The following is a 25,732-nucleotide window of genomic DNA, read 5'->3' on the forward strand; positions in this document are numbered from 1 at the left end:
TCAGGTCTTCGGAGGCGCAATGGATTCGCGCTCGACCAATTCGCATTCGAGCTTGATCATCTTGGGAGACCCGGCCTGGTCGTCGATACCGGACACCGCGCGTTCGACGGCCCAGCGCCCCATGGCCCGGCTTGGCAGGATCAGCGAGGTCAGCGGCGGCGAAAGGTGCAACGCGACTTCCGTATCGTCGTAGCCCACAACCGAGATGTCATCCGGGATTCGCTTGCCCAGTTCCTTCAGCGCTTCGTAGCACCCGATCGCCATGCGGTCGTTCTGGCAGAAGATCGCCGTCGGCGGTGCATCCAGTTCCATGAGCGCGCGGGTGCCGCGATAACCCGCACTCGGAGACCAGTCGCCCTCCGCCACCAGTTCCGGCGCAAAGGGCACATCGGCGGTGGCAAGCGCGTTGCGGTACCCCTGGAGCCGGTCGCGCGCCGCTTCCATGAACATCTCGCCGGTGATCGTACCGATCCGCCGGTGTCCTGCATCCAGCAAGGCGTTGGTTGCCCGGTGGCCACCGGCCACCTCGCCCGGCACGACCGCTGGCAGGTCTTCGTCAGGCGCGTAGCAGTTGAGCAGCACAACCGGCACGCGGGTCTCCCGCAGCGCGTTGGGAATCGTCACATCACGGGTGAAGATGCAGGCGTAGATGATCGCCCGCACGCCGAGTTCGACGAACATCTCCACCGTGCGCGGCTCCAGCATCGGGTCGTTGTCCGTCTCGGCGATCAGGACGACGGCATCGAGCGACCGGGCGATCTCCCGGATGCCGTCCACCATGACGATCCCTTCGGGGCTGGTGGTTATCTTGTCGATGACAAGCGCGATCGTGCCTTCGGAGCGGGCTCGGCTGCGGCGCGGCGCAGAGAGCGAGGCCGGCCTGTACTCCAGGTCCCGCGCGGCCTGCAGCACACGTTGGCGCGTCGGCTCGGAGATATTGGCGGAGGTATTGCCGCTCAACACGAAGGATACGGTGGATTGCGAACAGCCCGCCACCCGCGCGATATCCTGCATCGTCACGCGCTTGCGTCCGGCAACCTTGCCGACGCCGGGTCTGGTGCCAACCTGTGTCATCCGCCGCGCGCGCCCTCGGTGCTCGCTACCGGCTCCGGCGCCGACAGTGGCTCAAAGGCAACGCCACAGGCCGGCACCTCTAGATCGCCGTGCCGGATCGGCTCCGATGCGTAGTTCAGCCAAATGCGGTGCGTGCGCGTGTCCCTTCGCCTGAGACCTTCGGGCAGGTGTTCCGTGCCGAGTCCGGCCGCAGCGGCCGCTTCGCGCAATATCCGGAGCAGACCGGTCGCGTCGGGCCATCCCGCCAGGTACCAAAGCGCCCCCGACGCCATCACGCCCGGAACGCCGCCGGCGCTGCGCAACCGCACCTCGGCCCCGCCTTCGACGAATTCGCGCCAATGGCGGAATGCCCCGCCCCCCTCCAGCGGCACATGGCAATCCGGCGGCAAGCTCTCCACCCGGGCCACGGTGCAATCGAGTCCCGGCAGCGCGGGAGGCAGCGGCACCGGCGTCGCGAAAGCGGGGGTCTTGGCATTGGTGCGCGGGCCGACGAGAGCGACCCCACGGACCGCGGCCAGTGCTCCTATGAGCGGCGCGCCAACGGTCGCGAGACCCGGTGCAAGCACAAGCCGGTAGGCCGACAGATCTGCCGTCGAGGGCGGAACGATGTCCACATTGAACCCGAGCCGGCGCAGCCCTCGGTAGAATTCGAAGGCGAGGCGGAAATAGTCGAAATCCCGTCCCTGTGGCTGCGTCTGCCAGGCCCAGGCACTCGCATAGTCGAAGATCAACGCGACATCGCCGGAGCGGCAACCTGCCTCCGCGTCGAATTCCGCGAGTTCGCGTGCCACCTGTGCGGCTTCCTCCAGCGCCGGAGCGGCCACGCTGTCGGGCCGCAACAACCCGGCATGCATCTGCTCCTGCGCGAAAGGCGCCTGCCGCCAGCGGAAGTAACAAACGGCCTCGGCCCCGTGCGCAAAGGCCTCCCAGGCCCAGAGGCGCGCCATGCCGGGCAGCGGCGCGGGGTTCCACGGCGCCCAGTTCACTGGGCCCGGCTGCTGCTCCATCACCCACCAGCGTCCCCGCCCTACCGCGCGATAGAGGTCGTGGTGGAAGGCTTGCAGATCCGGGTCGCCCTGGCGGACAAACCGCAACCGGTGCGCCTCGCCCACCTCCAACCGGTCCGACAGGAAGCCCAACGGATAGCTGTCCCAACTGGCGACATCCAGATCGGCTCCGACGTCGAAGTGGTCGAACCCCGTCTCCCGGCCCATGTAATTGTGGATCAGCGGCGCGTCGGTGTGCCGGCGCAGAATATCCGTCTGCAACCGGTTGAAAGCGACGACCTCGTCCGAGGCAAACCGCCGGAAATCCATGACATGCGACGGATTGGGCTCGGTCACCGTCAGGTTCGGCAGGTCGATCTCGTCGAAACTCGCGTATTCCATCGACCAGAAGACATTGCCCCAGGCCCGGTTCAGCGCCTGCGGCGACTGGTACTTCTGCGCCAACCACTCCCGGAAAGCGTGCCGGGCGGCTTCGGAATAGCTGACGGTCGTATCATGGCAGCCATACTCATTGTCCGTCTGCCAGGCCTGCACATGCGGGTTTCCGCCATATCTTTCCGCAAGCGCGGTGACGATACGTGCACATTCGGCGCGATAGCCGCGGTGACTGAAGCAGTAGTGCCGGCGCGAGCCGAAGCCGCGCACCCGGCCCTCGGCATCGCGCGCGAACATGTCCGGGTGACGCTCCGCCATCCAGCGCGGCGGCGTCGCGGTGGGCGTGCCGAGCACAACCTTCAGCCCCGCGGCACCCAGCGTCTCGATCGCACGGTCGAGCCAGCCGAAGTCGAAGGTTCCCGGAACGGGCTCCAGCCGCGACCATGCGAATTCGCCGATCCGCACCCAGGTGAGGCCAGTGTCGGCCATGCGCGCAGCGTCCTTGGCCCAGATCTCTTCGGGCCAGTGTTCGGGATAATAGCAAACGCCGAGACCGCGCTTCATGATGTGTCCTTTCGCCGGCAATGGGTCGTGCTCGCCGGTATTCCGCAGCTCACAGCCGTTTCCCCTCGATCACCCAGATCCGATCCGGGAAAGACCAGGGCAACGTCACACCGTGCCGCATCAGGTATTGCCCGCTCAACTCGACGGGGCCGGATTTCAGCGCCGGCGTCCCGCGCGAAAGACCCACGATATCGTCCCGGTTCACAAGGTTCAGCCGGTATCGGGCGCTGGCGTCGAGGCGCGTCAATCGCAGCGGTCGCGGTGCGATCTGTGCCGACGTCTGCGCGAGACCGGCAAAGACGACGAAGCGCGCGCCATCGCCGGAGAGCTGTTGTTCCGCAATCACGGACGCATCCGCGCTGTCGAGCCGCAGGATGTCCGCCGTGCTGCGCCAGTCGCGCGTCGCCTTCCACCACGCCGTCACCCGCGAGAGCGTCGCGGCCTCGGCGTCGGTCAACTCCCGTGGGTCCATCTCGAACCCCATGTGCCGCTCGGCGGCGACCCAGGCACGGAAACGCATATCGTGACTGCGCCCCGAGGTGTGGCAGACACGCGGACCAACATGGGAGCCGGTCACCGCCATCGGCAGGAAAAGCGCCGCATCGTGCTGGATCCGCAGCCGTTCAAGCGCATCGTTGCTGTCGGAGAGCCAGACCCGTTGCGTGCGGCTCAGAATCCCGAAATCGATCCGCCCGCCGCCCGAGGCGCAGCTTTCGATCTCGACCCCCGGGAATTCGGCGCGAAGCCGGTCGAGCAGCGCATAGGTGCCACGCGTCTGCGCGTCATCCGGCGCGGGCAGGACGCGGTTGTGGTCCCACTTGATGTAGTCGATCTCGTACGCGGAAAGCAGCGCGGCAATGCGTGCATGCAAGTGATCGCGAACCTCCGGGTTCGCCATGTCGAGGCAGAACTGCTGCCGCCCGGGAATCTGATCGTCGGGACCGAGGCGCCAGTCCGGATGCGCGTCAAAGAGGTCGCTCGCCACATTGACCATTTCCGGCTCGAACCAGATACCGAAGGTCATCCCCTCGGACCGGACATGGTCGATCAGCGGGCCAAGACCGTCGGGATATTTCCGCGCGTCCACCACCCAGTCGCCGAGCGAGGTGGTATCGTCGTCCCGCCGCCCGAACCAGCCGTCGTCCAGAACGAAGCGTTCCGCACCCAGCGCGGCTGCGCGGGTCGCAATCTCCTTCAGCTCATCGACCGAATGGTCGAAGTAGACAGCCTCCCAGCAATTATAATGCACAGGACGCGGCCGGGCAGGATCGGGCCAGGTGACGATACGATCCCGCAGGTGTCGCTGGAACGCCACGGCGCAGCCGTTCAGCCCGGTGTCGGAGACGGTCGAAAAAAGTGGCGCCGTCTCGAACCGCGTGGCCAATGCCATCTCGGTTCCGTCAGCATGACCGAACTGGATCTGCCGTCGACCATCGGGAAGTTCTTCGGCGACCATGCGATGACCGCCCGACCAGCCATAGTGGAAGGCGCAGGCCTCGCCCCCGGTATTCGTCGCGCCACGCCCCGGCAGGATCAGCCCCGGAAACGCCTCGTGTCCGGTCCGGCCCGTGCGGTTGTTGCGCACGCGGCCGCCGGTGGCCCAAGGCGTCCTGACCGGCTGAAACTCACCGCACCACCGGCCGGCAAAGTCGATCATCTCGTCGCAGGACTGCGGCGCCGGAAAGACCGGCGCGGCAAGCCAGTGAAGGCGGACGGGCTGACTGGCCTCCAGGACAGCGTGCGACTGCAGGATGTTCGTCTCCGGGTCGATGGCAAAATGGGCGTGGTAGACCAGCCCCAGGTCGTCATCGACAAACGTCAGGACCAGATGCCCCTCCCCTTCGACGGCGCTTTCGTAGCGAAACCTCGGGGCGAGATGCAGCCCCTTCGCGTCGGTCAGCACCAGCCCCGGTTCACCCGGAAAGGACCGGGAGGCCTCGGGACAGATCGACACCTCCGGGTAGGCGTCGAGCATGCCGCCGGTCAGGTCGGGCATGTCCGCGTCCAGCAAACCCAGAAGGTCTTCGTCTGCCGGAAGCGCCGCACCCCAGTAGACAACGCTGGCAAGCCGCTCTTCCCGGGACCCGAGAACGAGGGTCTGGCGGGCTCCGTCGATCCGCCAGACCCGGTTCATTTCACCGCCCCGAGCGTCAGACCGGCAATGAAATGCCGCTGCATGAGGAAGAACATTGCCACGGGCGGCAGCGCCGCGACGATCGCGCCCGCCGAGACGAGTTGCCACTGCGCGATCCACTGGCCGTTGAGGGAATACAGACCGGCAGTGACGGGCTGGGTTTCCTTGGAGGTGGTCAGCACCGTCGCCCAGAAGTAATCGTTCCAGATGAACGTGAAGATCAGCACCGACAGCGCCGCAATCGCGGGGCGCATCAGCGGCAGAACCACGTACCAGAAGATGCGGAACTCGCTCACGCCTTCCACCCGTGCGGCCTCGATCAACTCGCGCGGGAGTGCCCGGATGAAGTTGCGCATGAAGAGCGTGCAGAAACCGGTCTGGAAGGCGACATGGAAGAGCACGAGCCCCGTCGTCGTGTTGTAGAGCCCGAGGTTCACCGTCATGTCGCGCACCGGGACCATGAGGATCTGGAAGGGCACGAAATTGCCCGCAACGAACATGAAGAAGACCCAGATATTGCCGCGGAAGCGATAGATCCCGAGCGCGAAGCCCGTCAGGCAGGACAGCACCAGCGTGCCGATCACCGTGGGGATCGTCACCTTGAACGAGTTCCAGATGTACTGGCCGATGGGCGATTGGGTGAAGACCTCCGCATAGTTGGAAAACGCCAGCGCACTCGGCAGGCCGAAGTAATTGCCCGCGGCAAGGTCGGAGGCCGGTTTGACGGAGGTGATGGCGACACCGATCAACGGAAGCAACCAAAGGATGAGGGCGAGCGGCAGAGCGACCTGATAGCCGATCTGCATGGTCCTCGATGTTTGTTCGATAGGACGGGGGAACATCTCAGAGCCCCTTTCTTTCGTCGTCGACCATCTTCCAGATGAAGCCGGAGATGAAGACCATCATGATGAGGAAGAGGATGACCGCGATGGAGGCGCCGTACCCCATCCGGTAGCCGTATTCGCTGAGAGCCTGCTCGTACATGTAGAAGCTGAGCACGCGGGAGGAGCCGAACGGTCCGCCGTCCGTCATGATCGAGACCAGGTCGAAGCTGCGCAGCGCGCCGATGACGGTCACGACCACGGCCATGAAAGTGGCGGGGCGAAGCTGTGGCAGGATCACGTACCAGAGCATCTTGAACCCCTTGGCCGCATCCAGCCGCGCGGCCTCGATCTGCTCCGGGTCCACGGCGTTCAGCCCCGTCAGGTAGAGGATCATGCAATAGGCGATCTGCGGCCAGAGACCGGCCGCGATAATGCCGTAGGTCACCAGATCCGGGTCGGCGAGGATTGCCACGCCCGAGCCCGTAAGCCGCTCGATCAGGATGTAGAACAGGCCGAAGTTCGGTGCATAGAACCAGGCGAAGATCAGGCCAACGACGACCTGTGAGATCACGAAGGGGAAGAAGAACAGCGACTTGTAGGCGCGAATGCCGCGAACCTTCTGATTTAGGAAGATCGCGATGCCAAGGCCCGCGGGCACCGCGAGCATGTAAAGCACGAGCCAGATGATATTGTTCTTGAGCGAGGTATAGAACGCGTCGTCGTCGAACAACTCGCGGTAGTTTTCGAGCCCGATCCATTGCTTTTCGCCAAGACCGTCCCAATCGAATCCGGAGATCCAGAAGCTCTGGAAGATCGGAATGATGACGTAGACCAGAAAGAAAATCACGCCCGGAATCAGGAAGATATATGGCGTCAGCTTCTGCTGGTTCTCCCGCCACCAGGTCCGGGAGCGGGCATCCGTGCTTGCGTGGCTCATGCGCGTAACCCTTCGATTTTGTGTTTTACCCGTTCCGTTCGGACGTGCTCGCTGGGCGGGCCAGGCACTGGCGTGGGGCCGGATTGCTCCGGCCCCACCCGTGTTGCTTTACTTGTAGATCCGGCCGCGTGCCTTCTCGAGGCGCTCAAGGATATTGTCGAGCTGATCGGGCTGCACCATGAACTGCTGGAAGCCCTCCATGCCGATCTTGGCCATCTCGGCCGGCGCGTCGCGGTCGAAGAACTGCGCGATGCCGCCCTCGGTGGTCGACAGAAGCTCGAAGCCGGCTTTGATGAACGGATCGTCCTCGGCAACCTTGGCGTCCTTGTTGATCGGCAGCTGACCGATGGCCTCGTTGATCGTGGTCTGTGCCTCGGCCGTCGCGAGGAACGCCAGGAACTTCTTGGCGTCGTCCGGGTTCTGCGCACCTGCCGTGACATGCACGGTATCGGTCGGCGCTTCTTCGGCCCGCGGGACATCCGGGTTGATCGTCGGGAAGGGCATGAAGCCGAGCGTGTCGTCGGTCATCCCGCCTTCCTTGAAGACCGCGACGGCGAAGTTGCCCATCACGTAGTTCGCCGCCTTGCCCTGCACCAGAAGGGCCGCCGCATCCTGCCAATCGAGCGCGGCGTGGTTGGCGGTGATGTAGCCGGGCTCCACGAGCTTGGCCCATTCCGCGAAGGCCGCCTTCACGCGGTCATCGGTCCACTCGACGTTGCCATTGGCCAGATCCATGTGGAACTCGTAGCCGTTGGTGCGCAGGTTCATGTAGTCGAAGATGCCGGCGCCCGGCCAGAGCGCTTTCGTCCCCGTGGTGACGCAATCGATTCCGGCTTCCTGGAACTTGGCGCAATTTGCGATGAAATCGTCCCAGGTCTCCGGCACGTCGACACCCGCCTGCGCGTAGGCGTCCTTGTTGTAGTAGATACCCCATTGGTAATAGGTGTAGGGAACGCCCCACTGCTTGTCATCGATGGTCATCGAGGGCAGCGCGGAGGCGAGGCTTTCCTTCAGCCCGTTCTCTTCCCAGACATCCGAGACATCCATGAACTGCCCGGCGTTGACGAAGGGCGCCATGCGGTTGCCCGCGTACCAGTTGGCAAGGTCGGGCGGCTCTGCGGTCAGGAAGTTCCGAATCGAGGTCTTGTAGCCCTCGTGATCGAAGTTCTGGAACTCGATCTTGATGTCGGGGTTGGCCTCCTCGAAGGCCGAAATGATCTTCTGCATGCCTTCCAGCGGCGCCGGATCGAAATCGCCATAGTATTTCACGACCCGCTGCTGGGCAAACGAAGCGGACGCGGCGACCACGGCGATGGCCGAGATCGACACGGAGAGTATCGAACGCATGGTTTCCTCCCTTTGCGTCACAAACTGAAGTTTCATTATGCGAAACTCAGTTTTGAATATTGAAACTCTAACCGCGAATCTCCTATGGTTGTCAACAGTCGAAACGGCGTGACAGCCAGCCGGTCACCCGACCAAGGAAGGACGGACGCACATGGCGGAAATCGGGACAGGCACTGTAGGAAAGGCCCTTGACGTGCTCGACCTGATCGCCGCGCAAGGGCATCCGGTGCGCTTTGCGGAGCTTCAACGCCTCTCTCCGCTGCCAAAGGCAACGTTGTACAGATTAGTACAAACATTAGTAATCAATGGGATGGTCACCCAAGATGAGGAGAGTGGCGCCTATGCACTCGGCATGCGTCTCGTGCGCCTGGCCCACGCGGCATGGCGCCAGGCCTCGCTGGCACCCGTGGCACGGCCGTTCCTGGACACGCTGTCGCAGGAATCGGGCCTCACCGTCCATCTTGCTCAGATGGACTACGGGCACGTGCTCTACGTCGATCGGCGGGATGCGCAGGACCCCAACGCCATGTTCACGGACGCGGGCAAGGTCGCGCCGGCCTATTGCACCGGCGTCGGCAAGGCGATGCTGGCCTATCTGGAACCCGAGGAACTCGACCAGGTGCTTGGCATGCAGAGCTTCCATCGCTTCACGCCGACCACCCTGGCCAGCGAAACCGTGCTCCGGCAATCGTTGGACCGCATCCGCGAGCGCGGATTCGCCATCGACCGGGAGGAGTACCAGACCGGCGTGACCTGCGCCGCGGTGCCGATCCTGTCGGCCGAAGGTCGTGTACTCGGTGCCGTCAGCATTTCGGGGGCTGGCTCCGGGACCGAGACGAGAACGCTGGAGGCGTGGGTTCCGCGGCTCCGGATTTGTGCGGAGGACATCGCCATGGAGGCGTCGCACTGGGCATTCCCCGCCGAACAATCGGCGGGCAACGTATAGGGAGAGAGGAATGACAGGCGTCATCCTGAACAATGTCGTGAAACGCTTCGGCGACGTGCAGGTGATCCACGGTGTGGATCTGGAGATCGAGGACGGCGAATTCTGCGTCTTCGTCGGCCCCTCCGGCTGTGGGAAATCGACCCTGTTGCGCATGGTCGCCGGGCTGGAGGAAACGACAGAGGGGACGGTCGTGATCGGAGCGCGCGACGTGACCCGGATGGACCCGTCCGAGCGTGGCGTGGCGATGGTGTTCCAGACCTACGCGCTCTATCCACACATGACGGTGGCGGAAAACATGGGGTTCGGCCTGAAAATGACGGGCCACCCCAAGGAGACGATCCGGGAAAAGGTGGCCGAAGCCTCCCGCATCCTGAAGCTCGATCCCTATCTCGACCGGCGGCCCAAGGCGCTCTCCGGTGGCCAGCGGCAGCGCGTCGCCATTGGCCGCGCCATCGTTCGTGGACCGGAGGTGTTCCTCTTCGACGAGCCCCTCAGCAACCTCGACGCGGAACTGCGCGTGGAAATGCGGGTGGAGATTGCCCGCCTGCACCGCGAGATCGGCGCGACGATGATCTACGTCACCCACGACCAGACCGAAGCGATGACGCTCGCCAACAAGATCGTGGTGCTGCGCGATGGCCGGATCGAGCAGGTGGGCCGGCCAATGGACCTGTACCGCGACCCCGACAACAAGTTCGTCGGCGGCTTCATCGGATCGCCGTCGATGAACTTCCTGGCGGGCACCGTCGGCGCCGGCCATGTCTCCGTTCCCGGGCTCGGGCGGGATCTGACCGTGTCCGTCAACCTGCCGGAGGCCGGGCGCGCCGTGAATGTCGGGTTGCGCCCAGAACACCTAACGCTCGACCCGAACGGGGAGTCGCACGTTGTCGAACTCACCGAAGCACTCGGCGGTGTGTCCTACGCCCACCTCGTCGCGCCCTCGGGGGAACGGTTGATCGTCGAGGAACGCGGCGACTTCCGCACGGATGCCGGCGCCAGGGTGGGCGTCGATGTCCCGCTGGACAAGACCTTCCTGTTCGACGCCCAGACCGATCTTCGCCTGCGCTGAGGCCTCGGCAGCCCGGTCTATTCGCGGCTCAGGGCGACCACCGGGTCGAGCCTGGCCGCGGATCGCGCCGGCAGGAACCCGAAGGTGATCCCGATCAGCATCGACGAGACGAAGGCGACCGCGATCGACACGGCCGAGAAACTCAGGCGCACGTCATCGTAAAACAGCCCGACGAGTTGCCCGCCCGCCAGCGCACCGGCGATACCGAGCATCCCGCCGACAAGGCAGACCAGAACCGCCTCGATCAGGAATTGGCTGACGATGTCGGACCGGCGTGCGCCGATGGCCACGCGGACGCCGATCTCGCGCGTGCGCTCCGTGACCGAAACGAGCATGATGTTCATCACGCCGATCCCACCAACGATCAGCGAAATGACCGCTATCATGGCAACCAGAAGGGTCAGCGTCTGCGTCGTGCTGCTGATGGTGTCGCGGATCGTGTCACTGTTGGACAGGAAGAAGTCCTTTGTGCCGTGCCGGTCGAGCATCAACGCCTGGATCTCCGTCTGCGCTGCATCCATGTCGTAGCTCTCGCTCACCTTCACCGCGATGCTGTCCAGATGGTCCTGCCCCGAGACCCGCGCCATCGCGGTCGTATAGGGGATCCAGACATTGAGCGACGAAGGGCCGAAGCTTGCGCCCGTGGACCGCGCCACGCCGATCACCTTGACCGGCACATGCCCGATGAGCAGCACCTCTCCGATAGGGTCCGAGCCCGGCTCGAAGAACGTGTCGCGCGTATCCTCATCGATCACCGCGACCTGGGCGAGCGTCTCCACCTCGTCCGGGCCGAAGACGCTGCCGACGACCGTGGCATAGGCATGCACGTCGAAGTAGTCGCCGCTCACCCCCTTGATCTCCGCGCTGGCCTCTGTGCTGCGGTACACAACCGACCGGGTATTCGAGACCGCCGGTGAAACGCTGTCCGCGAACTCCTGAAGCGCGAGCGCGTCGGCATCCGACGGCATCAGCGTTTCGATCCGCTGTGCATCGCGCGCGCCGAAGCCGCTCCCAGACCGCACGGTAATCGTGCTTGTGCCGAGCGAGCTGATGTTCTCCAGCACCTTTTCCTGGCTGCCGGTGCCCAACGCCACGACAAGCACGACAGAGGCAATGCCGATGATGATCCCCAGCATTGTGAGCAGGCTACGCAGCCGATGGGCCAGCAGCGCACGCAGCGACATGTCGAAGGCTTCGGTGAACCGGCGAATTGCGGCGCCCGGCCGCCGCCGCGTGCTGGCCTGTGGCCGCTGCGGGGCGCCCGCTGCCGCGTGCAGCGGCGCCTCCACGGCGGATCGCGTGTCGGAGACGATCTGCCCGTCGGAAATCTCGATGATCCGATGCGCGTGTTTCGCAACCGCCGGATCGTGTGTGACCATGACAATCGTATGGCCCCGCCGGTTCAACTCCAGCAACAACGCGATCAGATCCGCCCCGCTCTTGCTGTCAAGCGCACCCGTGGGTTCATCGGCAAGGATAACCTCGCCGCCGTTCATCAGTGCACGTGCAACCGAAACCCGTTGCTGCTGACCGCCGGAAAGCTCACCCGGCCTGTGGTCGACCCGCTGCTCCAGACCGAGCTGCGCGAGCAGGTCGGCCGCGCGTTCGCGCCGCGTACCGCGCGCTTCACCGGCATAGATCGCGGGCACTTCGACGTTGCCGACCGCGTCGAGATCGGCGAGCAGCTGGTAGCGCTGGAAAATGAAGCCGAAGTGCTCGCGCCGCAGGTTTGCCAGTGCGTCCGGCTCAAGCGCGCCCACGTCCCTTCCGGCGAATTCGTAGGTCCCGCTGCTGGGACGGTCGAGACAGCCCAGAATGTTCATCAGGGTCGACTTGCCGGAACCCGACGCGCCGATGATCGCAACGAACTCCCCGCGTTCGATGTCGATATCGACATCTCGCAGAACGGTGATCGTTTCGTCACCAGCCTGGAAGCCGCGGGTGATCCCGCGGGCAGAGATGAGAGGTCCGGACATGATCAGAACCCCATCGGCGGCGGCGGCATATTGTTGTCGGTCGATGACGCGGCAGGCGCGATCTCGGTACCCGCCACCACGAGGTCCCCCTCGGAAAGCCCCGTCCGGATTTCCGCCGTGACCTTGTCGTTCAACCCCACGTCGACCGGCCGCATGCGCCGCGATCCCGTCCCCGGATCGTAGGTTTCCACCGCGTATTGGCCGGCTCCGTCGCGTTTCAACGCCGAGGAAGGCACGGTCAGAACATCCTCCGCCCTGTCCAGCACGATCGAGACTTCTGCCGTCATGCCGATCCGCAGCATGTGATCGGGGTTCTCCACATCGAGCAGCGCGTTGTAATACACCGCTTCGTCCGTCGAGATCGTGTCGCTGGTCTCGATCTCTGAGGGCGCAGGCTCGATATCGCGCACCGTGGCCACAAAGGCCGCGTCCGGCTCACCGAGGATCGTGAAGCTCACATCCTGCCCGGAGCGCACGTGTACCACGTCGGCCTCCGATATCTCCGCCTTCACCACCATACTGTCGAGTTCCGCCAGCTTGACGAGGGTCGGCGCCGATTGCGTCGCGTTCACGGTCTGGCCCTCGTCCACCACGATGGCGACCACGATGCCGTCGATCGGTGCGGTGATGCGGGTCCGCGCAAGCGCGATCTTCGCGGTCTCCACCGTCACCTCGGCACTGGATTTCTGCGCATCGAGCGCCTCCAGCTCGGCCTGCGTGACCAGCACATCCGAGGTCGCCGCCTCGACCTCCTCTTCGGAAACGTAATTCTGCTCGACGAGTTTGCGTTGCCGCTCCAGGATCATCTCCGCCTTGCGCAAACTCGCCTTCTTGGCCGCGATCTGCGCGACGATATTGGCCAGGTCGGCCTCCGCCTGCAGCACGTCGTTCTGCTGGTCCTGCGAGTCGATTTCCGCGATCGGGTCGCCTTGTGCGACGGCCTGGCCAAGCACGACGCTCAGGGTCTCGATCTGCCCGGAGACGCGGGCGCCGACACTCACGAGTTGCCTGGCCTCGATTACGCCTGAGGCAAGCACGGTCTCGGCGACCGCACCGCGTTCAACGGGCGCGGTGATCGGAACGGATACGTCATCGGACTGTCTCATGGTCCAGCCCGCGTAGCCAAGAGCAACCAGCGCGAGGAGGAAAAGAAAGCGGATAAGGGTCTGTATTTTCATCTGAACTCACTCGGTCGAAACATCGACATGTCAGATGTTGAACGAGGGCCCAGCCACATTCCGTCGCCCGACCGGGGATTTGTTTCGCTCCCGCAGCATAGACGCGTCCATCCATGTGAGTGTCACCGCGCCGCCGCGTGCGAATCCGGTTCAGTGCGTCGCCCGATGCGCCGGGCGCCCCGGATGCCACGCGGCCGCCGCCCGGCCGATCATTCCGCGGCCTCGCCTGCCGCGACAACGGCCTTCGGCAGAAAAACGGCGAATGTCGTCCCTTCCGGGCCGGTGCGTATCAGGTCCAACCGCCCGCCGTGTCCGCGCACCAGATCCGCCGAAATCGCCAGCCCAAGGCCCGAACCGCCCTTCCGCGCCCCGCCCTGGAACGGCTGGAAGAGGTATTCCCGTGCCTTCGGCGGCAAGCCCGGGCCGGTGTCGGCGATGGTGATCGTCCAGCCCTCGTCGCTTTCCTCTGCCGAAATGCAGATCTCCCCGCCCTGCCCCGTCGCCACGATGGCCTGACGCGCATTGCGCACGAGGTTCGACAACACCCTGTACAGCTGTTCCGGGTCGGCCCGCAGGAACATGCCGGCGGGCACGTTTTCCCCATAGCTGATGTCTTCGGTCTCGACCGCCAGCCGCTCGCTTTCCACCACGTCGTAGACGATGGGCGCGAGCTGGATGTGCTGAAGCCGCGGCGCCGGCTCGTCCGCCCGACCGAACGCGAGCGTGGACTCGCACAGCGACACCGCGCGCGAGATCGAGTTCACCAGCTTCGGAGCCGCCCGTTGCACGGCCGGGTCGGCGCTGCCTTCCATGCGGTCGGCAAAAAGCTGCGCCGTGGTCAGGATGTTGCGCAGGTCGTGGCTGATCTTGGCAACGGCCGCGCCGAGCTGCGCCAAGCGCTCCTTCTGCCGCAAGGCGCCCGTCAGGTCGGTCTGCATGGATTGCAGCGCCTCCTCCGCCTCGCGCAGCTCGCGAACCCGCGCCTCCGGAGCAATGATCCGCCGGGCATCCTCCGGCGCGGCGGCATAGCTCTGCATCACGTCCACCAGATGCCGGATCGGCGCCACGAGGAACCCGCGCACCGTCAGAAACAGAAGCAGCGCCGTTACCGCCGAAATCACGGCCGACAGCAACAGGATGCGCAGCCCGTATTCCAGAATCGCGCGCCGAAGCTCGTCGGTGGTCATCGTGACCTCGATCAACAGCCCCGCCTGCTGCACGGGCTCGCCGATGACGCGAATGACCTGCGATTCCGGGTCGATGAGCCGCCAGATTGCGTCGCGGATCAGTTCCCAGCCACTCGCATCGCGCAGATCGTAGGTCGCGTTGATCGGCGCCGGGATCGGCGAGGAGAGGACGAGCTGGCGTATCTCGTCCCGCCGCAGAACCACGTTCAGCACGCCCGCGTTTTCCAGGAGTTCTTTCTCCAGGTCGACGTCGAGCATCTCGTCCGTGGCCAGCACCGCCAGGGAGGCGATTTGCGCCCGTTCGAGGCGCGACAGCAGGAAGTCCTCCCGGAAACGCGCCACCGATGGCACGAAAATCAGCACTTCGGCCAGCATGACGAACGCCACCGTCAGAAGCAGGAACCGGCCGGAGAGCGAGTTTAGGAACATCTATCGTCAATGCCTTACGGAACTTGGCGCTAGGGGAAGTAGCGTTGAACCAGGCCAACCGTTTTCTTGACCCATGGAGTATCGAACAGCCGCGACGAGAAATAGGCCCCTGCGGCCTTCTTGTTAATCTCCGACACCGTCGGATACGGCAGGACGGTATTGGCAATCGCCTTCATCTTCAACCCGTTGGCAATCAAAAGCGCCCATGTGCCAACGAGTTCACCGGCCTGTGCACCGACGATGGACGCCCCGACAGGTCGCCCGCGGTGAACCATGACCTTGATCAGCCCCTCCGTGCGTGCCTCCGCGACCGATCGGTCGTTGTCAGAATAGGGAACGCGGATCACCTCGACGCTGTCGCGATACCTCTGGCGTGCCTGCGCTTCGGTCAGCCCGACCTGCGCCAGTTCGGGGTCGGTATAGATCGCACGCGGGATATGCCCACCCTTGGCTCTTGCCGGCAGGCCGAACAGGATGGCGCGGGCAAGGACACCCGCGTGGTAACCAGCGACATGGGTAAACTGCGCTCCACCGGCGACATCGCCGATGGCATAGATCCTCCGGTTGCTGCTGCGCAGATCCGCGCCAACACGTATGCCGCGCCGGTCGTGCTCGACCCCGGCCACCTCCAGCCCCAGACCTTCGGTTGCCGGCACCCGCCCGGCGGCAACCAGCAGGTGACTGCCCGACACGATCCCGGCGGAGGTTTCCAGCCTGATCGCCCCCGCGCTGCCCGAAACCCGCTCGACCGCGGTATTCTCGCGGATCTCCACGCCTTCGGACCGGAGCCGCTCCAGAACAATCGCCGCCAGTTCCGGGTCTTCGCCCCCCAGTGCGGTCATCGCCTCGATGACCGTCACCCGGCATCCCAACCGGTGATGGGCCTGCGCCATTTCCAGCCCGACAGGTCCTGCGCCGATGACCAACAGGTGCTCCGGGCGGTCTGATTGCACAAAGAGCGTCTCGTTGGTGAGGAACGGCGTATCCGAGAGCCCCTCGATGGGCGGAACGAACGGCCGGGAACCGGTGGCCACGACGAAACGCCGCGCTGCAATCCTGTGGTGGCCCGTCGCGACTTCGTCCGGGCCGGTAAAACGGGCCCAGTCGCGAATCACGTGCACGCCGAGCCCCTCGAAACGCGCCTGGCTGTCATGCGGCGCAATGGTTTCGATGGCGGACCGCACATGCGCCATTGCGTCCGCATAGCTCACCTCCGGATCCACCGGCGTCACGCCGAAACGGCGCCCCATGCGCATCGCCTGCGCGCGTTTCGCAGCCGCGATCAGCGCCTTCGAGGGCACGCAACCGGTATTCAGGCAATCGCCGCCCATCTCCGCGCCTTCGACGAGGACCGTTCGGGCACCCATTTGCGCCGCTGCCGCCGCCAGCGAGAGCCCGCCCGACCCTGCGCCGATGATGCAAAGATCGGTCTCGATCCGGTTCATCTGTCAGGAAGCCCGACCGCCGCGCCGGGACTTCAGCACCATCGGCAACGCTGCCAATGCGGCAAGGCCGAGCAGCGGCAACAGGATATGCGGCTCGAAGATCACGCCCAGATCGGGGCGCTCGCCGGCCGCGAGCACCTCGCCCAGGCCCGCGCCAACGGAGGTGTAGACCAGCGCGCCGGGAAGAATGCCGAGAAAGGTTGTCACCACGAAACGGCCGAGCGGCACACCGACCAGCGCCGGCACAAGGTTGGCCACGAAGAAGGGCACCAGCGGAATCAGCCGGACAAGGAAGAGCATTTCCCACTGGTTGGCGTCGATTCCCGCCTTGATCCGCTTCACCTGCCCGTCCGATGCGTCCATTCGGCGGGCCAGCGCCTCCCCCATGCCCCAGCGGGCGGCGAGGAAGATCAGCGCCGCGCCGAGGGTCGCCGCAACCATGTTGACGAGCACCCCCGGGAACACCCCGAAGAGGAACCCGCCGGTGAGCGTGGCGACGGTGGCTCCGGGCAGGCTGAATGCGACGATGGCGACATAGGCGAGCAGAAAGACCGCCAGAGTCGCCGCGAGATTGGCATCGCGGTAGGCGAGAATCGTGTCGCGGTACTGCGCCAGCGTGTCCACTCCCAGCACGTCGCGCAGGGCGAGCGCGCCGACGACGGCCACGAGCATGATCGCCGCGAACGGCAATATGCGTATGGCGCCCGGGCGGCGGGGCGGGGTCATGTCGCTCATCGTTCCGGCCTTCAGTGTCGCTGTCTGTCGAACATGCGCCTTTCCTGAGCGATGCAACAGTGGCTTCACACCCGCTTGATCGGCATCGCGGGTTTCGTGAGCATGGTGCCGGGTCACGGGCCGCAATTGAAACATGCCGCGGGCCGGAAATCGGAAAATGTTGCAGGAATTCGCCCGCCAACCGAATTGACTTGGTGCAAAAACTCGCTTAATCGGCGTGCTTCGAGACATCAGGGCCTTCGAATCCGTCACCGGATTTGGGCTTTATCAACGAGACGGAGACGGAGCGATGAAACGCACCTATCAGCCTTCCAACCTGGTTCGCAAGCGCCGCCACGGTTTCCGTGCGCGCATGTCCACCAAGGGTGGCCGCAAGATCCTCAACGCCCGCCGCGCCCGCGGCCGGAAGTCGCTGAGCGCGTAATGGCCGGGCGGCCTGCCCTGGCCACCCTGACCAAGCGTGCCGACTTTCTGGCAGCCGCCCGTGCCGGGCGTGCCGGAACGCCGGGATTTCTGTTGCAGGCGCGCAAGCGCCGCGAGACCGAAGCCGATCCGACGCTGGTGCGGGTCGGCTTTACCTGTTCCAAGAAGGTCGGCAATGCCGTGGCCCGCAACCGGGCCAAGCGGCGCCTGCGGGAAGCCGCCCGCGCGGTCCTGCCGGATGCCGGCCGGCCGGGATGGGACTATGTCCTGATCGGGCGCGCCGGGGCGACAGCGGAGCGGCCGTTCGAGGCGCTTCTTGCCGATCTGCGCCACGCCGTCGACGCGGTTCACACGCCACGGACGCGCAGATCATGACGCCCGCGGCCTGGATTCTGTCGCTGCCGATCCGCGCCTACCGGCTGATCTTCTCGCCCTGGGTGGGGTTCAACTGCCGCTACCAGCCCACCTGCTCGGCCTATGCGCTAGAGGCGCTGCGGGAACACGGGGCGCTGCGCGGCGGCTGGATGGCGCTCGGCAGGATCGCGCGGTGCAACCCCTGGGGGTCCTGCGGCTACGATCCGGTACCGGGCACCGACCCTGACCACGACGCGGGCCAGCACATGGACCGGCACGAGGGCCGCCATCCGGGGAAGGGCGGCAACCGTCCCTGACGGCCGCGGTGCGGCCGTGCCTTCGGCGAGGATATTTGCGGACAGAAGAAACGCCAGGGATGCCGCGCGTGAACGCGACTGGATGGCTCGTGCTCTAGGCGTTGCGCCAGTCGAAGAAGCCGGGGCCGGCCCGGTCGAGCAACCCGGCGGCGAGGTCGTGGCCAAGCGCGGCGGCATCTCCGACCGGCGCGCGCGCCTCGGCCGCGAGGCATTCGCTGCCGTCCGGGCGCAATATCTCGCCACGCAGCCAGATCTCGTTGCCCTCAAGGATCGCCAGCCCGGCAATCGGCGTCTCGCAGGAGCCGTCGAGCGTCGCCAGGTAGCTGCGTTCTGCCGCGAGCCGGTGGCCGGTGGGGCCGTGGTGGATCGCGTCGAGCAGTGCGCCGGTCGCGGTATCGTCGCTGCGCCGCTCGATGCCGATGGCCCCCTGGGCGACGGCGGGGAGCATCTCCTCCGGCGCGATCGGCGTCCGGCGGACCTCCTCCAGACCCAGCCGGTTGAGCCCGGCACAGGCGAGGAACGTGGCCCCGGCGACGCCGTCGGCCAGCTTGCGCATCCGGGTCTGCACATTGCCGCGGAATTCCACGATCCGCAGATCCGGGCGCCGGGCGAGGAGCTGCGCCCGGCGGCGCAGCGACGACGTGCCCACGACCGCGCCCTGCGCAAGCGCCGAGAAGGCGCGCCCGTCGACCGTCACGAAGGCATCGCGCACGTCTTCCCGGGGCAGGAAGCAGTCGAGCGTGAGCCCGCCGGGCTGTGCCACCGGCATGTCCTTCATCGAATGCACGGCAATGTCGATCCGGCCGGAAAGCAGGTCTTCCTCGATCTCCTTTGTGAACAGCCCCTTGCCGCCGATTTCCTTGAGCGGGCGGTCGGCGGCGATCATCGCGCGGTCGTCCCCCGTTGTCCGGATGATCACGATCTCGAAGGCCGTCCTGGGCAGATCGAATGCGCCTGCCAGCCGGTCGCGGGTTTCATGCGCCTGCGCGAGCGCCAGCGGCGAGCCGCGCGTGCCGATCCGCAACGGATCGGAAGGAGAGGGAAGTGCCTGTGTCATAGCCACCGTGCTTAATTGCCGCCCCGCGGGCTGACAACTCCCCCGCGCCTTGACTCTCGGTCGCAGACGCCGCACCCAACGGCACGCTGCCGTGGGAGGACGCCCGATGACCGAGACCAAGAAACTGCTGCGCTCGCTGGCCGGAGAGACCCTGCCGACGCCACCGATCTGGATGATGCGGCAGGCCGGGCGCTACCTTCCGGAATACCGCGCGACCCGCGAACAGGCCGGCGACTTCCTCTCGCTCTGCTACACGCCCGATCTGGCCGCGGAGGTAACGCTGCAACCGATCCGCCGCTACGGGTTCGACGCGGCGATCCTGTTTGCCGATATCCTGCTGGTGCCGCAGGCGCTCGGCGCGGATCTGTGGTTCGTCACCGGCGAGGGGCCGCGGCTTTCCACCGTGACCGCGCAAGGCGACTTCGACGCGCTCAAGGGCAAGGACGATATCCACGACCGGCTCGCACCGGTCTACGAGACGGTCCGCATCCTCGCCCGCGAGCTCCCGTCAGAGACAACGCTCATCGGCTTTGCCGGTGCGCCCTGGACCGTGGCGACCTACATGATCGCCGGGCGCGGCACGCCCGACCAGGGTCCGGCGCATCGCCTCATGGCCGAGAACGAGGCCCTCTTCGATGCGCTGATCGACCGGCTGACAGAGGCGACGGTGGAATATCTGTCCTGCCAGGTGGAAGCCGGCGCAGAGGTGCTGAAGCTCTTCGACAGCTGGGCGGGCTCGCTCACGGGCGAGGCCTTCGAGCGGTACGCCCTGGATCCGGCCAAACGGATCATCGCGGAGCTCAAGGCCCGGCATCCCGGCCTTCCGATCATCGCCTTCCCGCGCGAGGCAGGCGCGCGCTACGTCGGGTTCGCCAAGGCAACGGGCGCCGATTGCGTGGCGCTCGACAATTCGGTGAGCCCCGAATGGGCGGCCCTTCACGTCCAGGTGGACGGCTGCGTGCAAGGCAACCTGGCATCGTCGCACATGGTCACCGGCGGGAAGGACCTGATCGACGAGACCCGGCGCATCGTGAAGGCCTTCGCCTCCGGCCCGCATATCTTCAACCTCGGCCACGGGATCACGCCTGACGCCGACCCGGAGAATGTCGCCCTGATGATCGAGACCGTGCGCGGCATGGCGAAGGGCTGAGGCCGCCTTGGTCGTCGCCCACCTGCTCCTTCTTCTGACGATCGTCGCCACGGCGACGATGGCCGCGTCCGCGGCGATTCAGGCCGTCCGGCAGGAGTTCGACGTCTTCGGCGCGACCGTTCTGGCCATCTCGGCCGCGCTCGGCGGCGGAACGGTGCGCGACCTGCTGCTCGGGCGCACGCCCGTCTTCTGGATCAATGACATGACCTACATCGCGACGACGGTTCCCGTCGCCGTGCTGACCTGGATGCTTGCGCAGCACATGGACACCGGGACGGGCCGCCGGTTGCGGCTGCTGATGTATTTCGACGCGATGGGGCTCGCGCTCTTTACCCTGATCGGTACGAAGATCGCCCTGGATGCGGGCACCACCGCGGCGATTGCCGTCATCGTCGGCTGCATCACCGGAACGGTCGGGGGCATGATCCGCGACGTCCTGTGCAGCCTGACGCCGACCATCCTCAAGAAGGATCTCTACGCCACGATCTCGCTGGCCGGTGGCGCGGCGTACCTTCTGGTGCGGCCAGCCGTTCCGGAATGGCTGGCCCTCCTCCTGGCCTTCTTCGGCATGATGCTGGCGCGGGTCGTGGTCATCCGTCGCGGCGCCGGCGCCCCGGACGGCTGACCCCGGTCGCAGGCGTTTCGCGCCGCGCCGAGGGTCACGTGTCGTCGTTCTGCCGGCGAAACACGGCAAGCGACTGGCGCTGCGTGCCGTCGGCGGCGAAGTTCTCCGGTGCGAGCCAGCCCCGGAAGGCACGCTGCAGGGGCGGCCATTCATCGTCGGTGATCGCGAACCAGGCGGTATCCCGGTTTCGGCCCTTGTAGTGGGTCGCCTGCCGGAAGGTGCCTTCGTAGGTGAAGCCGAGGCGCTCCGCCGCCGCACGCGAACCGGCGTTCAGCGCGTCGCATTTCCACTCGTAGCGGCGATAGCCGAGCGCCTCCATCGCATGGGCCATCATCAGGTACATGGCCTCGGTGGCTGCAGCGGTGCGTTGAAGCGCGGGCGCGAAATTGATGTGGCCCACTTCGATGCTGCCCGCGTCGGGCGTGATCCGCAGGTAGCTCGCAACGCCAAGGCACCGGCCCTCCGCCGCATCGCGGACCACGTAGAACAGCGGGTCGTCGCCCAGGCAGGTCGCGTCCATCCACGCCCGCAGGGCCGCTGCTGTGTCGAAGGGGCCGTAGGGCAGATAGGTCCAGATACGTCCGTCCCGGTCCTCCGAGAAGGCGGCATGAAGGTCGGCCGCATGCCGCCCGGGATCGGCCGGTTCCAACCGGCAGAACCGCCCGTCCATCGGTGTCTTGTGCGGGCGCGGCCGTGGGAAGTCGCCGTCGACCGGCCAGCCGATGGGCTGTCCGAGCGCGTTGGTGCGGGAGGCCCGGTCGGTCACGGCCATTTGGCCAGTGGCGGCAGCGACATGAGCACCGCATCCGCATCGTGCCCGGTCGCGAGCCCGAATTTCGTCCCGCGGTCATAGACGAGGTTATACTCGGCATAGAGGCCGCGGTGCACCAGCTGGGCCTCCTTGTCGGCGTCGGTCCACGGCTGGTTGCGGCGGCGTTCCGTCACCGGAAGGAAGGCCGGAAGGAAGGCCGCGCCAACCGCCCTGGTGAAGGCGAAATCGGCCTCCCAGTCGCCTGTGTTCAGATCGTCGTAGAAAATCCCGCCGACGCCCCGCGCGCGCCCCCGGTGCGGCACGAAGAAATACTCGTCGGCCCAGGCCTTGAACCGCTCGTAGTAGGCTGCATCGTGGGCGTCGCAAGCCGCCTCGAGCGCGGCATGGAAGGATGCCGTGTCCTCGGCGTATTCGATGCAGGGGTTGAGATCCGCCCCGCCGCCGAACCACCAGGCATGGGGCGTCCAGAACATCCGCGTGTTCATGTGAACCGCCGGTGTGTGCGGGTTCTGCATATGCGCCACGAGGCTGATGCCCGAGGCCCAGAAGGTCGGGTCCGCCTCCATCCCGGGCACGCCGCGCGCCGCCATCGCCTTCTGCGCCTGCTCGCCCAGCGTGCCAAAGACGGTGGAGACGTTGACGCCCACCTTCTCGAACACGCGCCCGCCCCGCATCACGCTCATCAGCCCGCCGCCGGCATCGTCCCCGCCGGCCGCCGCGCGCCGGGTTTCGCGCAGCTCGAACCGCCCGGCGGGGGTGTCGGCAAAAGGGCCGTCCGACTGGCTGTCTTCCAGCGCTTCGAATGCCGAAACGATGCTGTCCCGCAACTCCCGGAACCATGCGGATGCACGGGCGCGTTCTGCCTCCAGCGGCTGGGTCATGTGATGGCCTCCCACGAAAATCGCTCCAGCGCTAGCAGCTTTGCCGCCCCCCTGCCAGAGCGGATGCCCAGATTGGCCGGCTGTCGCGCGCCCGCTAAGCTGCCGGTATGCGCAACGTGATTCTTCTGCTTGTTCTCCCGGTCATGGCCGCCTGCGCCACGCCGCGCGAAACCTGCCTCAAGGCGGCGACAAAGGATATTCAGGTCGTCGACCAGCTCATTCTGGAAACCCAGGCGAACCTCTCCCGCGGATACGGGATCGAGAAGGAGCCCTATGTCACCAGCACGGTGGATCTGTGTCTCGGCAGCGGCGGGTACGGCTACGGACGGAACCGGGTGGGTGTCGGCTGGAGCTACTGCAACACGCCGACAACCCGCTACAAGTCCAAGCCCGTCGCCATCGACCGGGCCGCCGAGCAACGCAAGCTCAGGGAATTGAAAGAGACACGCGCCCGCCTGGTGCGGGAAAGCGACGCCAGGCTGGCACAATGCAACGCGCAATACCCGCAAGGCTGACCGCGCGCCCGGTCCACCCGGGCAAGCCGTGACACGCCCCTAGTGCGCGGGGGCCGTCACCGGGTCCAGCAGGGTCCGCCCGCCGTCGACCGTGATGATCTGCCCGGTCATGAAGGCCGCGGCGTCAGACGCCAGGAACTGCGCCGCCTCGGCCACTTCGCCGGGCTTGGCGATGCGCTTCATCGGCGTGTGGTCACGGATGTTCGCGCGGTAATCCGCGTTCTGCTTCAGCGCCCCCTTCAGGCTGTCCGACAGGACCGAGCCGAACGACACCCCGTTCACCCGGATCCTGTGCGGCGCCAGCGCCACCGCCAGCGACCGCGTCATCTGGTCGAGCGCGGCAGTCGAAACCGAATAGCCCAGCAGTTCGGGGTGCGTGCGCCGCGCCGCGATGGAGGACAGGTTGATGATCGACCCGATGGCCACCGGCTCCTCGTCCGGCTCCACGTCCTCGGCCTGACGGATCATCCGCTTGGACACCGCCTGGCTCAGCCGCAGCGAGGTCATCAGGTTCTGCTCCAGCAGCATCTGCACCGCGTCGTTGTCCGGATCCAGCGGATCGGAGGGCAGCATCTGCCGGCAGGCATTTACCAGGATGTCCACCCGCTCGAAGCAATCGAGCGTGGCCGACAGCAGGTTGGCGACCGTCAGCCGCTCCCGCAGGTCGCCGGCAAAGGCCCGCGCGGTGCCGCGCCCACCGTCGCCCTTCGCCTCTCCCAATTCGTCACACAGCCGGTTCTCGTCCATATCGGCGAACATCACGTTCGCTCCCTTGTCGACGAAGTGCCGGGCAATGGCCAACCCGACGCCATTTGCGGCACCGGTTACGATCGCGGTCTTTCCTTCGATGGAGAATGTCATGAGAGTTCCTGTCGGTCCTCGTGGTCCTGTTCCTTGCGGACGTGGCGGGGATGTTAGCGAAAATCAGCGCCGCGAACGCGCGGCGGATTGCCCCTGCGGCCGGCGGGCCGCGAAGAGCTTGAAGGCGGGCGGTCCGGGCACCTCCCGGATCTCGCGGAAGGCGGCGGTCAGCGGGCCCTCGTAGGGCAGATGCCGGTTTGCCACCATCCAGAGCGTTCCATGCCCGGAAAGGAGCCGGGCGGCCCCGGCGATAAACGCCGCGCCAAGCGCCGGATCGGCGGCACGGGATGTGTGGAAAGGCGGGTTCATCACCACGTGGTCGAAGGGCTCGGGATCCGCCCAGGTGGTGGCATCCGCCCAATGGAAACGGGCGCGGTCGTCGCGGATATTCATCCGCGCCGCTTCCAGCGCGGCATGCTCGGCCTCCACGAGCGCGCATTCCGTCACGCCTCGGCGTTCGAGCACGTGGAACGAAAGGTAGCCCCAGCCGGCGCCAAGGTCGGCCACCCTGCCCGGCATCTTTTCCGGCAGCGCCTCGGCAAGCGCCACCGACGCCGGGTCCGGCCCGTCGGCGGAGAAGGCTCCGGGGGCCGTGACCCAGCCGTTCGGCAATGTCTGAACGAGCGGCAGGTCCCAGTCGGCGAAGGTGCCAGGGGCGACCTGGAACTGAAAGACCTTGCCATGTGCCTTTGCATAAGGCGCGGACACCTCGGCCCGCCGCCGCACCTCCCGCAGGATCGAATCCACGCCGTCGGTTTTCTGGCCGTCCACGATCACCGTCCCGCCCATGGCGCTCGCCCGCGCGATCAGCGCCTTCGCCTCGGCCTTGGCGCGGGGCAGCATGACGACGGCGGCAGCAAACCCCTCCGGCGCGGCCACATCGGTGCGGTATCCCTGGCGTGCCCAGGCATCGTGATCGGGCCGGTTGCCCTGCACGACCGCCACCCGTTCGCGCGGCAAGGCGGAAAGGTCGGCGCCCGCACGGGGGCGGAAGACGGCAATCGCCCCGGTGCCCGGCAGGTGGATGGCGCCGCTTTGAACGGCAAGTGTGAGACGGCTGTCCGACATGGGCGGCCCATGTATCGCCAATCGCGCCCGGCGTCACTCGGAAAATCACGCATGGCACGGCAGACCTTCGGTGAGCCCCGTGCCAATGCGGCGCGTCCGGCACGGTCTGTCCCTCGTCCGGAGGGCTTTGTCGGCGATACGGATGATGCCGCCCGGTCCATAGCCCCCTAGGATGGCGCTGCACCGTCTGGGGTCTTCGATGCATCCCGGCCATACCGGAAGAACATCAATCTGTTGCGCACCGATGAAGAAGCGCCAGTCCGCCGGGGCGGGCAGGCACTGGCACGGCGGCTTCGCCTTGCTTCCGTGCCGCGCCGCGCCTCGTTTCTTTATCCGCCTCGGGCACGAGGCCAAACCGTACCCGTATCCGGTTCCCCAAGACGAAAGAAGGCCGCCCGGACGGGCGGCCTTCAATCTCGTATCGAGCCGTTATTACTCGATGATCTTGGACACAACGCCGGCGCCGACGGTGCGGCCGCCTT

25 protein-coding genes are annotated in these 25,732 nt (G+C 66.1%); 9 read left to right on the plus strand and 16 right to left on the minus strand.

What is annotated here, in order from left to right:
• From ARC39_RS15090 to ARC39_RS15115, 6 genes are all read right to left on the minus strand, one after another.
• Positions 1 to 1,074 (minus strand): LacI family DNA-binding transcriptional regulator, encoded by a 1,074-nt coding sequence (locus ARC39_RS15090; RefSeq protein ID WP_068115632.1) that lies wholly within the window; start codon positions 1,072 to 1,074, stop codon positions 1 to 3.
• Positions 1,071 to 3,020 (minus strand): beta-galactosidase, encoded by a 1,950-nt coding sequence (locus ARC39_RS15095; RefSeq protein ID WP_068115633.1) that lies wholly within the window; start codon positions 3,018 to 3,020, stop codon positions 1,071 to 1,073. The genes ARC39_RS15090 and ARC39_RS15095 overlap by 4 nt, the downstream gene beginning before the upstream one ends.
• A gap of 49 nt (positions 3,021 to 3,069) precedes the next feature.
• Positions 3,070 to 5,154: an alpha-galactosidase gene (locus ARC39_RS15100; RefSeq protein ID WP_068115634.1), complete on the minus strand. Its 2,085-nt coding sequence runs from the start codon at positions 5,152 to 5,154 to the stop codon at positions 3,070 to 3,072.
• Entirely contained in the window at positions 5,151 to 5,996 is an 846-nt protein-coding gene (locus ARC39_RS15105) for a carbohydrate ABC transporter permease (protein ID WP_068115635.1), read from the minus strand. Before ARC39_RS15105 ends, ARC39_RS15100 begins: the two co-directional genes overlap by 4 nt.
• A gap of 1 nt (position 5,997) precedes the next feature.
• Positions 5,998 to 6,915, minus strand: coding sequence for a carbohydrate ABC transporter permease (locus ARC39_RS15110; RefSeq protein ID WP_068115636.1), 918 nt, complete (start codon positions 6,913 to 6,915; stop codon positions 5,998 to 6,000).
• A gap of 108 nt (positions 6,916 to 7,023) precedes the next feature.
• On the minus strand, positions 7,024 to 8,262 hold the full coding sequence (locus ARC39_RS15115) for an ABC transporter substrate-binding protein (protein ID WP_068115637.1): 1,239 nt from the start codon (positions 8,260 to 8,262) through the stop codon (positions 7,024 to 7,026).
• A gap of 151 nt (positions 8,263 to 8,413) precedes the next feature.
• Between ARC39_RS15115 and ARC39_RS15120 the strand changes: the two genes are divergently transcribed.
• On the plus strand, positions 8,414 to 9,208 hold the full coding sequence (locus ARC39_RS15120; protein ID WP_068115638.1) for an IclR family transcriptional regulator: 795 nt from the start codon (positions 8,414 to 8,416) through the stop codon (positions 9,206 to 9,208).
• Positions 9,209 to 9,218: 10 nt separating this feature from the next.
• Positions 9,219 to 10,277: an ABC transporter ATP-binding protein gene (locus tag ARC39_RS15125; RefSeq protein ID WP_068115639.1), complete on the plus strand. Its 1,059-nt coding sequence runs from the start codon at positions 9,219 to 9,221 to the stop codon at positions 10,275 to 10,277.
• Positions 10,278 to 10,294: 17 nt separating this feature from the next.
• Here ARC39_RS15125 and ARC39_RS15130 read toward each other — a convergent pair whose 3' ends face one another.
• From ARC39_RS15130 to ARC39_RS15150, 5 genes are all read right to left on the minus strand, one after another.
• On the minus strand, positions 10,295 to 12,253 hold the full coding sequence (locus ARC39_RS15130) for a MacB family efflux pump subunit (protein WP_068115640.1): 1,959 nt from the start codon (positions 12,251 to 12,253) through the stop codon (positions 10,295 to 10,297).
• A gap of 2 nt (positions 12,254 to 12,255) precedes the next feature.
• The gene (locus ARC39_RS15135) at positions 12,256 to 13,431 is read right to left on the minus strand and encodes an efflux RND transporter periplasmic adaptor subunit (protein WP_068115641.1); all 1,176 of its coding nucleotides are present in this window, start codon (positions 13,429 to 13,431) and stop codon (positions 12,256 to 12,258) included.
• Positions 13,432 to 13,640: 209 nt separating this feature from the next.
• Positions 13,641 to 15,047, minus strand: a complete 1,407-nt coding sequence (locus tag ARC39_RS15140) for a sensor histidine kinase (protein ID WP_068115642.1) — start codon at positions 15,045 to 15,047, stop codon at positions 13,641 to 13,643.
• Between the two features lie 29 nt (positions 15,048 to 15,076).
• Positions 15,077 to 16,492 carry a dihydrolipoyl dehydrogenase family protein gene (locus ARC39_RS15145; RefSeq protein WP_068115643.1) on the minus strand — a complete coding sequence of 472 codons (1,416 nt, stop codon included), beginning with the start codon at positions 16,490 to 16,492 and terminating at the stop codon, positions 15,077 to 15,079.
• 3 nt (positions 16,493 to 16,495) lie between these two features.
• Positions 16,496 to 17,227 (minus strand): TVP38/TMEM64 family protein, encoded by a 732-nt coding sequence (locus ARC39_RS15150; protein WP_068115694.1) that lies wholly within the window; start codon positions 17,225 to 17,227, stop codon positions 16,496 to 16,498.
• Positions 17,228 to 17,516: 289 nt separating this feature from the next.
• Between ARC39_RS15150 and rpmH the strand changes: the two genes are divergently transcribed.
• The 3 genes from rpmH to yidD are packed head-to-tail and all read left to right on the plus strand — an operon-like array spanning position 17,517 to position 18,321.
• Complete coding sequence (gene rpmH / locus ARC39_RS15155; RefSeq protein ID WP_068115644.1) at positions 17,517 to 17,651, plus strand: 50S ribosomal protein L34; 135 nt, start codon at positions 17,517 to 17,519, stop codon at positions 17,649 to 17,651.
• A complete protein-coding gene (gene rnpA, locus ARC39_RS15160) occupies positions 17,651 to 18,025 on the plus strand; it encodes a ribonuclease P protein component (protein ID WP_068115645.1) in 375 nt (124 codons plus the stop codon). Before rpmH ends, rnpA begins: the two co-directional genes overlap by 1 nt.
• A complete protein-coding gene (yidD, locus tag ARC39_RS15165; RefSeq protein WP_068115646.1) occupies positions 18,022 to 18,321 on the plus strand; it encodes a membrane protein insertion efficiency factor YidD in 300 nt (99 codons plus the stop codon). Before rnpA ends, yidD begins: the two co-directional genes overlap by 4 nt.
• Positions 18,322 to 18,415: 94 nt before the next feature.
• On the opposite strand, the gene hemC is transcribed toward yidD, so the two are convergent.
• Positions 18,416 to 19,378 (minus strand): hydroxymethylbilane synthase, encoded by a 963-nt coding sequence (hemC, locus tag ARC39_RS15170; protein ID WP_068115647.1) that lies wholly within the window; start codon positions 19,376 to 19,378, stop codon positions 18,416 to 18,418.
• 106 nt (positions 19,379 to 19,484) lie between these two features.
• Between hemC and hemE the strand changes: the two genes are divergently transcribed.
• A complete protein-coding gene (gene hemE / locus ARC39_RS15175) occupies positions 19,485 to 20,528 on the plus strand; it encodes a uroporphyrinogen decarboxylase (RefSeq protein WP_068115648.1) in 1,044 nt (347 codons plus the stop codon).
• Between the two features lie 7 nt (positions 20,529 to 20,535).
• Positions 20,536 to 21,153: a trimeric intracellular cation channel family protein gene (locus ARC39_RS15180; protein ID WP_236545276.1), complete on the plus strand. Its 618-nt coding sequence runs from the start codon at positions 20,536 to 20,538 to the stop codon at positions 21,151 to 21,153.
• A 34-nt stretch (positions 21,154 to 21,187) separates the two neighbouring features.
• On the opposite strand, the gene ARC39_RS15185 is transcribed toward ARC39_RS15180, so the two are convergent.
• Positions 21,188 to 21,919, minus strand: coding sequence for a GNAT family N-acetyltransferase (locus tag ARC39_RS15185; RefSeq protein WP_236545277.1), 732 nt, complete (start codon positions 21,917 to 21,919; stop codon positions 21,188 to 21,190).
• Complete coding sequence (gene hemF / locus ARC39_RS15190; RefSeq protein ID WP_068115650.1) at positions 21,916 to 22,806, minus strand: oxygen-dependent coproporphyrinogen oxidase; 891 nt, start codon at positions 22,804 to 22,806, stop codon at positions 21,916 to 21,918. The genes ARC39_RS15185 and hemF overlap by 4 nt, the downstream gene beginning before the upstream one ends.
• Before the next feature lie 107 nt (positions 22,807 to 22,913).
• Here hemF and ARC39_RS15195 point away from each other — a divergent pair, with 107 nt between their 5' ends.
• Positions 22,914 to 23,321 (plus strand): hypothetical protein, encoded by a 408-nt coding sequence (locus tag ARC39_RS15195; protein ID WP_068115651.1) that lies wholly within the window; start codon positions 22,914 to 22,916, stop codon positions 23,319 to 23,321.
• A gap of 39 nt (positions 23,322 to 23,360) precedes the next feature.
• Here ARC39_RS15195 and ARC39_RS15200 read toward each other — a convergent pair whose 3' ends face one another.
• Both ARC39_RS15200 and ARC39_RS15205 read right to left on the minus strand, forming a co-directional pair.
• Positions 23,361 to 24,182 carry an SDR family NAD(P)-dependent oxidoreductase gene (locus ARC39_RS15200; protein WP_068115652.1) on the minus strand — a complete coding sequence of 274 codons (822 nt, stop codon included), beginning with the start codon at positions 24,180 to 24,182 and terminating at the stop codon, positions 23,361 to 23,363.
• Positions 24,183 to 24,245: 63 nt separating this feature from the next.
• The gene (locus ARC39_RS15205) at positions 24,246 to 25,250 is read right to left on the minus strand and encodes a class I SAM-dependent methyltransferase (protein ID WP_068115653.1); all 1,005 of its coding nucleotides are present in this window, start codon (positions 25,248 to 25,250) and stop codon (positions 24,246 to 24,248) included.
• A 244-nt stretch (positions 25,251 to 25,494) separates the two neighbouring features.
• Here ARC39_RS15205 and ARC39_RS26230 point away from each other — a divergent pair.
• A partial coding sequence (locus ARC39_RS26230; protein ID WP_236545278.1) for a hypothetical protein occupies positions 25,495 to 25,732 on the plus strand: 238 nt, incomplete at its 3' end.

The sequence above is a fragment of the Tropicimonas marinistellae genome (genome assembly GCF_001509585.1).
In the GTDB taxonomy this organism is placed as follows: Bacteria; Pseudomonadota; Alphaproteobacteria; order Rhodobacterales; family Rhodobacteraceae; genus Tropicimonas; species Tropicimonas marinistellae.

Bases quoted from the DNA above. Each gene is read 5' to 3' on its own strand.
- ARC39_RS15105 (WP_068115635.1), bottom strand. From the start codon at position 5,996: ATGTTCCCCCGTCCTATCGAACAAACATCGAGGACCATGCAGATCGGC.
- ARC39_RS15150 (WP_068115694.1), bottom strand. From the start codon at position 17,227: ATGAGCGACATGACCCCGCCCCGCCGCCCGGGCGCCATACGCATATTG.
- ARC39_RS15140 (WP_068115642.1), bottom strand. From the start codon at position 15,047: ATGTTCCTAAACTCGCTCTCCGGCCGGTTCCTGCTTCTGACGGTGGCG.
- ARC39_RS15125 (WP_068115639.1), top strand. From the start codon at position 9,219: ATGACAGGCGTCATCCTGAACAATGTCGTGAAACGCTTCGGCGACGTG.
- ARC39_RS15195 (WP_068115651.1), top strand. From the start codon at position 22,914: ATGCGCAACGTGATTCTTCTGCTTGTTCTCCCGGTCATGGCCGCCTGC.
- ARC39_RS15145 (WP_068115643.1), bottom strand. From the start codon at position 16,492: ATGAACCGGATCGAGACCGATCTTTGCATCATCGGCGCAGGGTCGGGC.
- ARC39_RS15200 (WP_068115652.1), bottom strand. From the start codon at position 24,182: ATGACATTCTCCATCGAAGGAAAGACCGCGATCGTAACCGGTGCCGCA.
- ARC39_RS15090 (WP_068115632.1), bottom strand. From the start codon at position 1,074: ATGACACAGGTTGGCACCAGACCCGGCGTCGGCAAGGTTGCCGGACGC.
- rnpA (WP_068115645.1), top strand. From the start codon at position 17,651: ATGGCCGGGCGGCCTGCCCTGGCCACCCTGACCAAGCGTGCCGACTTT.
- ARC39_RS15205 (WP_068115653.1), bottom strand. From the start codon at position 25,250: ATGTCGGACAGCCGTCTCACACTTGCCGTTCAAAGCGGCGCCATCCAC.
- ARC39_RS15115 (WP_068115637.1), bottom strand. From the start codon at position 8,262: ATGCGTTCGATACTCTCCGTGTCGATCTCGGCCATCGCCGTGGTCGCC.
- ARC39_RS15110 (WP_068115636.1), bottom strand. From the start codon at position 6,915: ATGAGCCACGCAAGCACGGATGCCCGCTCCCGGACCTGGTGGCGGGAG.
- hemC (WP_068115647.1), bottom strand. From the start codon at position 19,378: ATGACACAGGCACTTCCCTCTCCTTCCGATCCGTTGCGGATCGGCACG.
- yidD (WP_068115646.1), top strand. From the start codon at position 18,022: ATGACGCCCGCGGCCTGGATTCTGTCGCTGCCGATCCGCGCCTACCGG.
- hemF (WP_068115650.1), bottom strand. From the start codon at position 22,806: ATGACCCAGCCGCTGGAGGCAGAACGCGCCCGTGCATCCGCATGGTTC.
- hemE (WP_068115648.1), top strand. From the start codon at position 19,485: ATGACCGAGACCAAGAAACTGCTGCGCTCGCTGGCCGGAGAGACCCTG.
- ARC39_RS15095 (WP_068115633.1), bottom strand. From the start codon at position 3,020: ATGAAGCGCGGTCTCGGCGTTTGCTATTATCCCGAACACTGGCCCGAA.
- ARC39_RS15100 (WP_068115634.1), bottom strand. From the start codon at position 5,154: ATGAACCGGGTCTGGCGGATCGACGGAGCCCGCCAGACCCTCGTTCTC.
- rpmH (WP_068115644.1), top strand. From the start codon at position 17,517: ATGAAACGCACCTATCAGCCTTCCAACCTGGTTCGCAAGCGCCGCCAC.
- ARC39_RS15135 (WP_068115641.1), bottom strand. From the start codon at position 13,431: ATGAAAATACAGACCCTTATCCGCTTTCTTTTCCTCCTCGCGCTGGTT.
- ARC39_RS15130 (WP_068115640.1), bottom strand. From the start codon at position 12,253: ATGTCCGGACCTCTCATCTCTGCCCGCGGGATCACCCGCGGCTTCCAG.
- ARC39_RS15120 (WP_068115638.1), top strand. From the start codon at position 8,414: ATGGCGGAAATCGGGACAGGCACTGTAGGAAAGGCCCTTGACGTGCTC.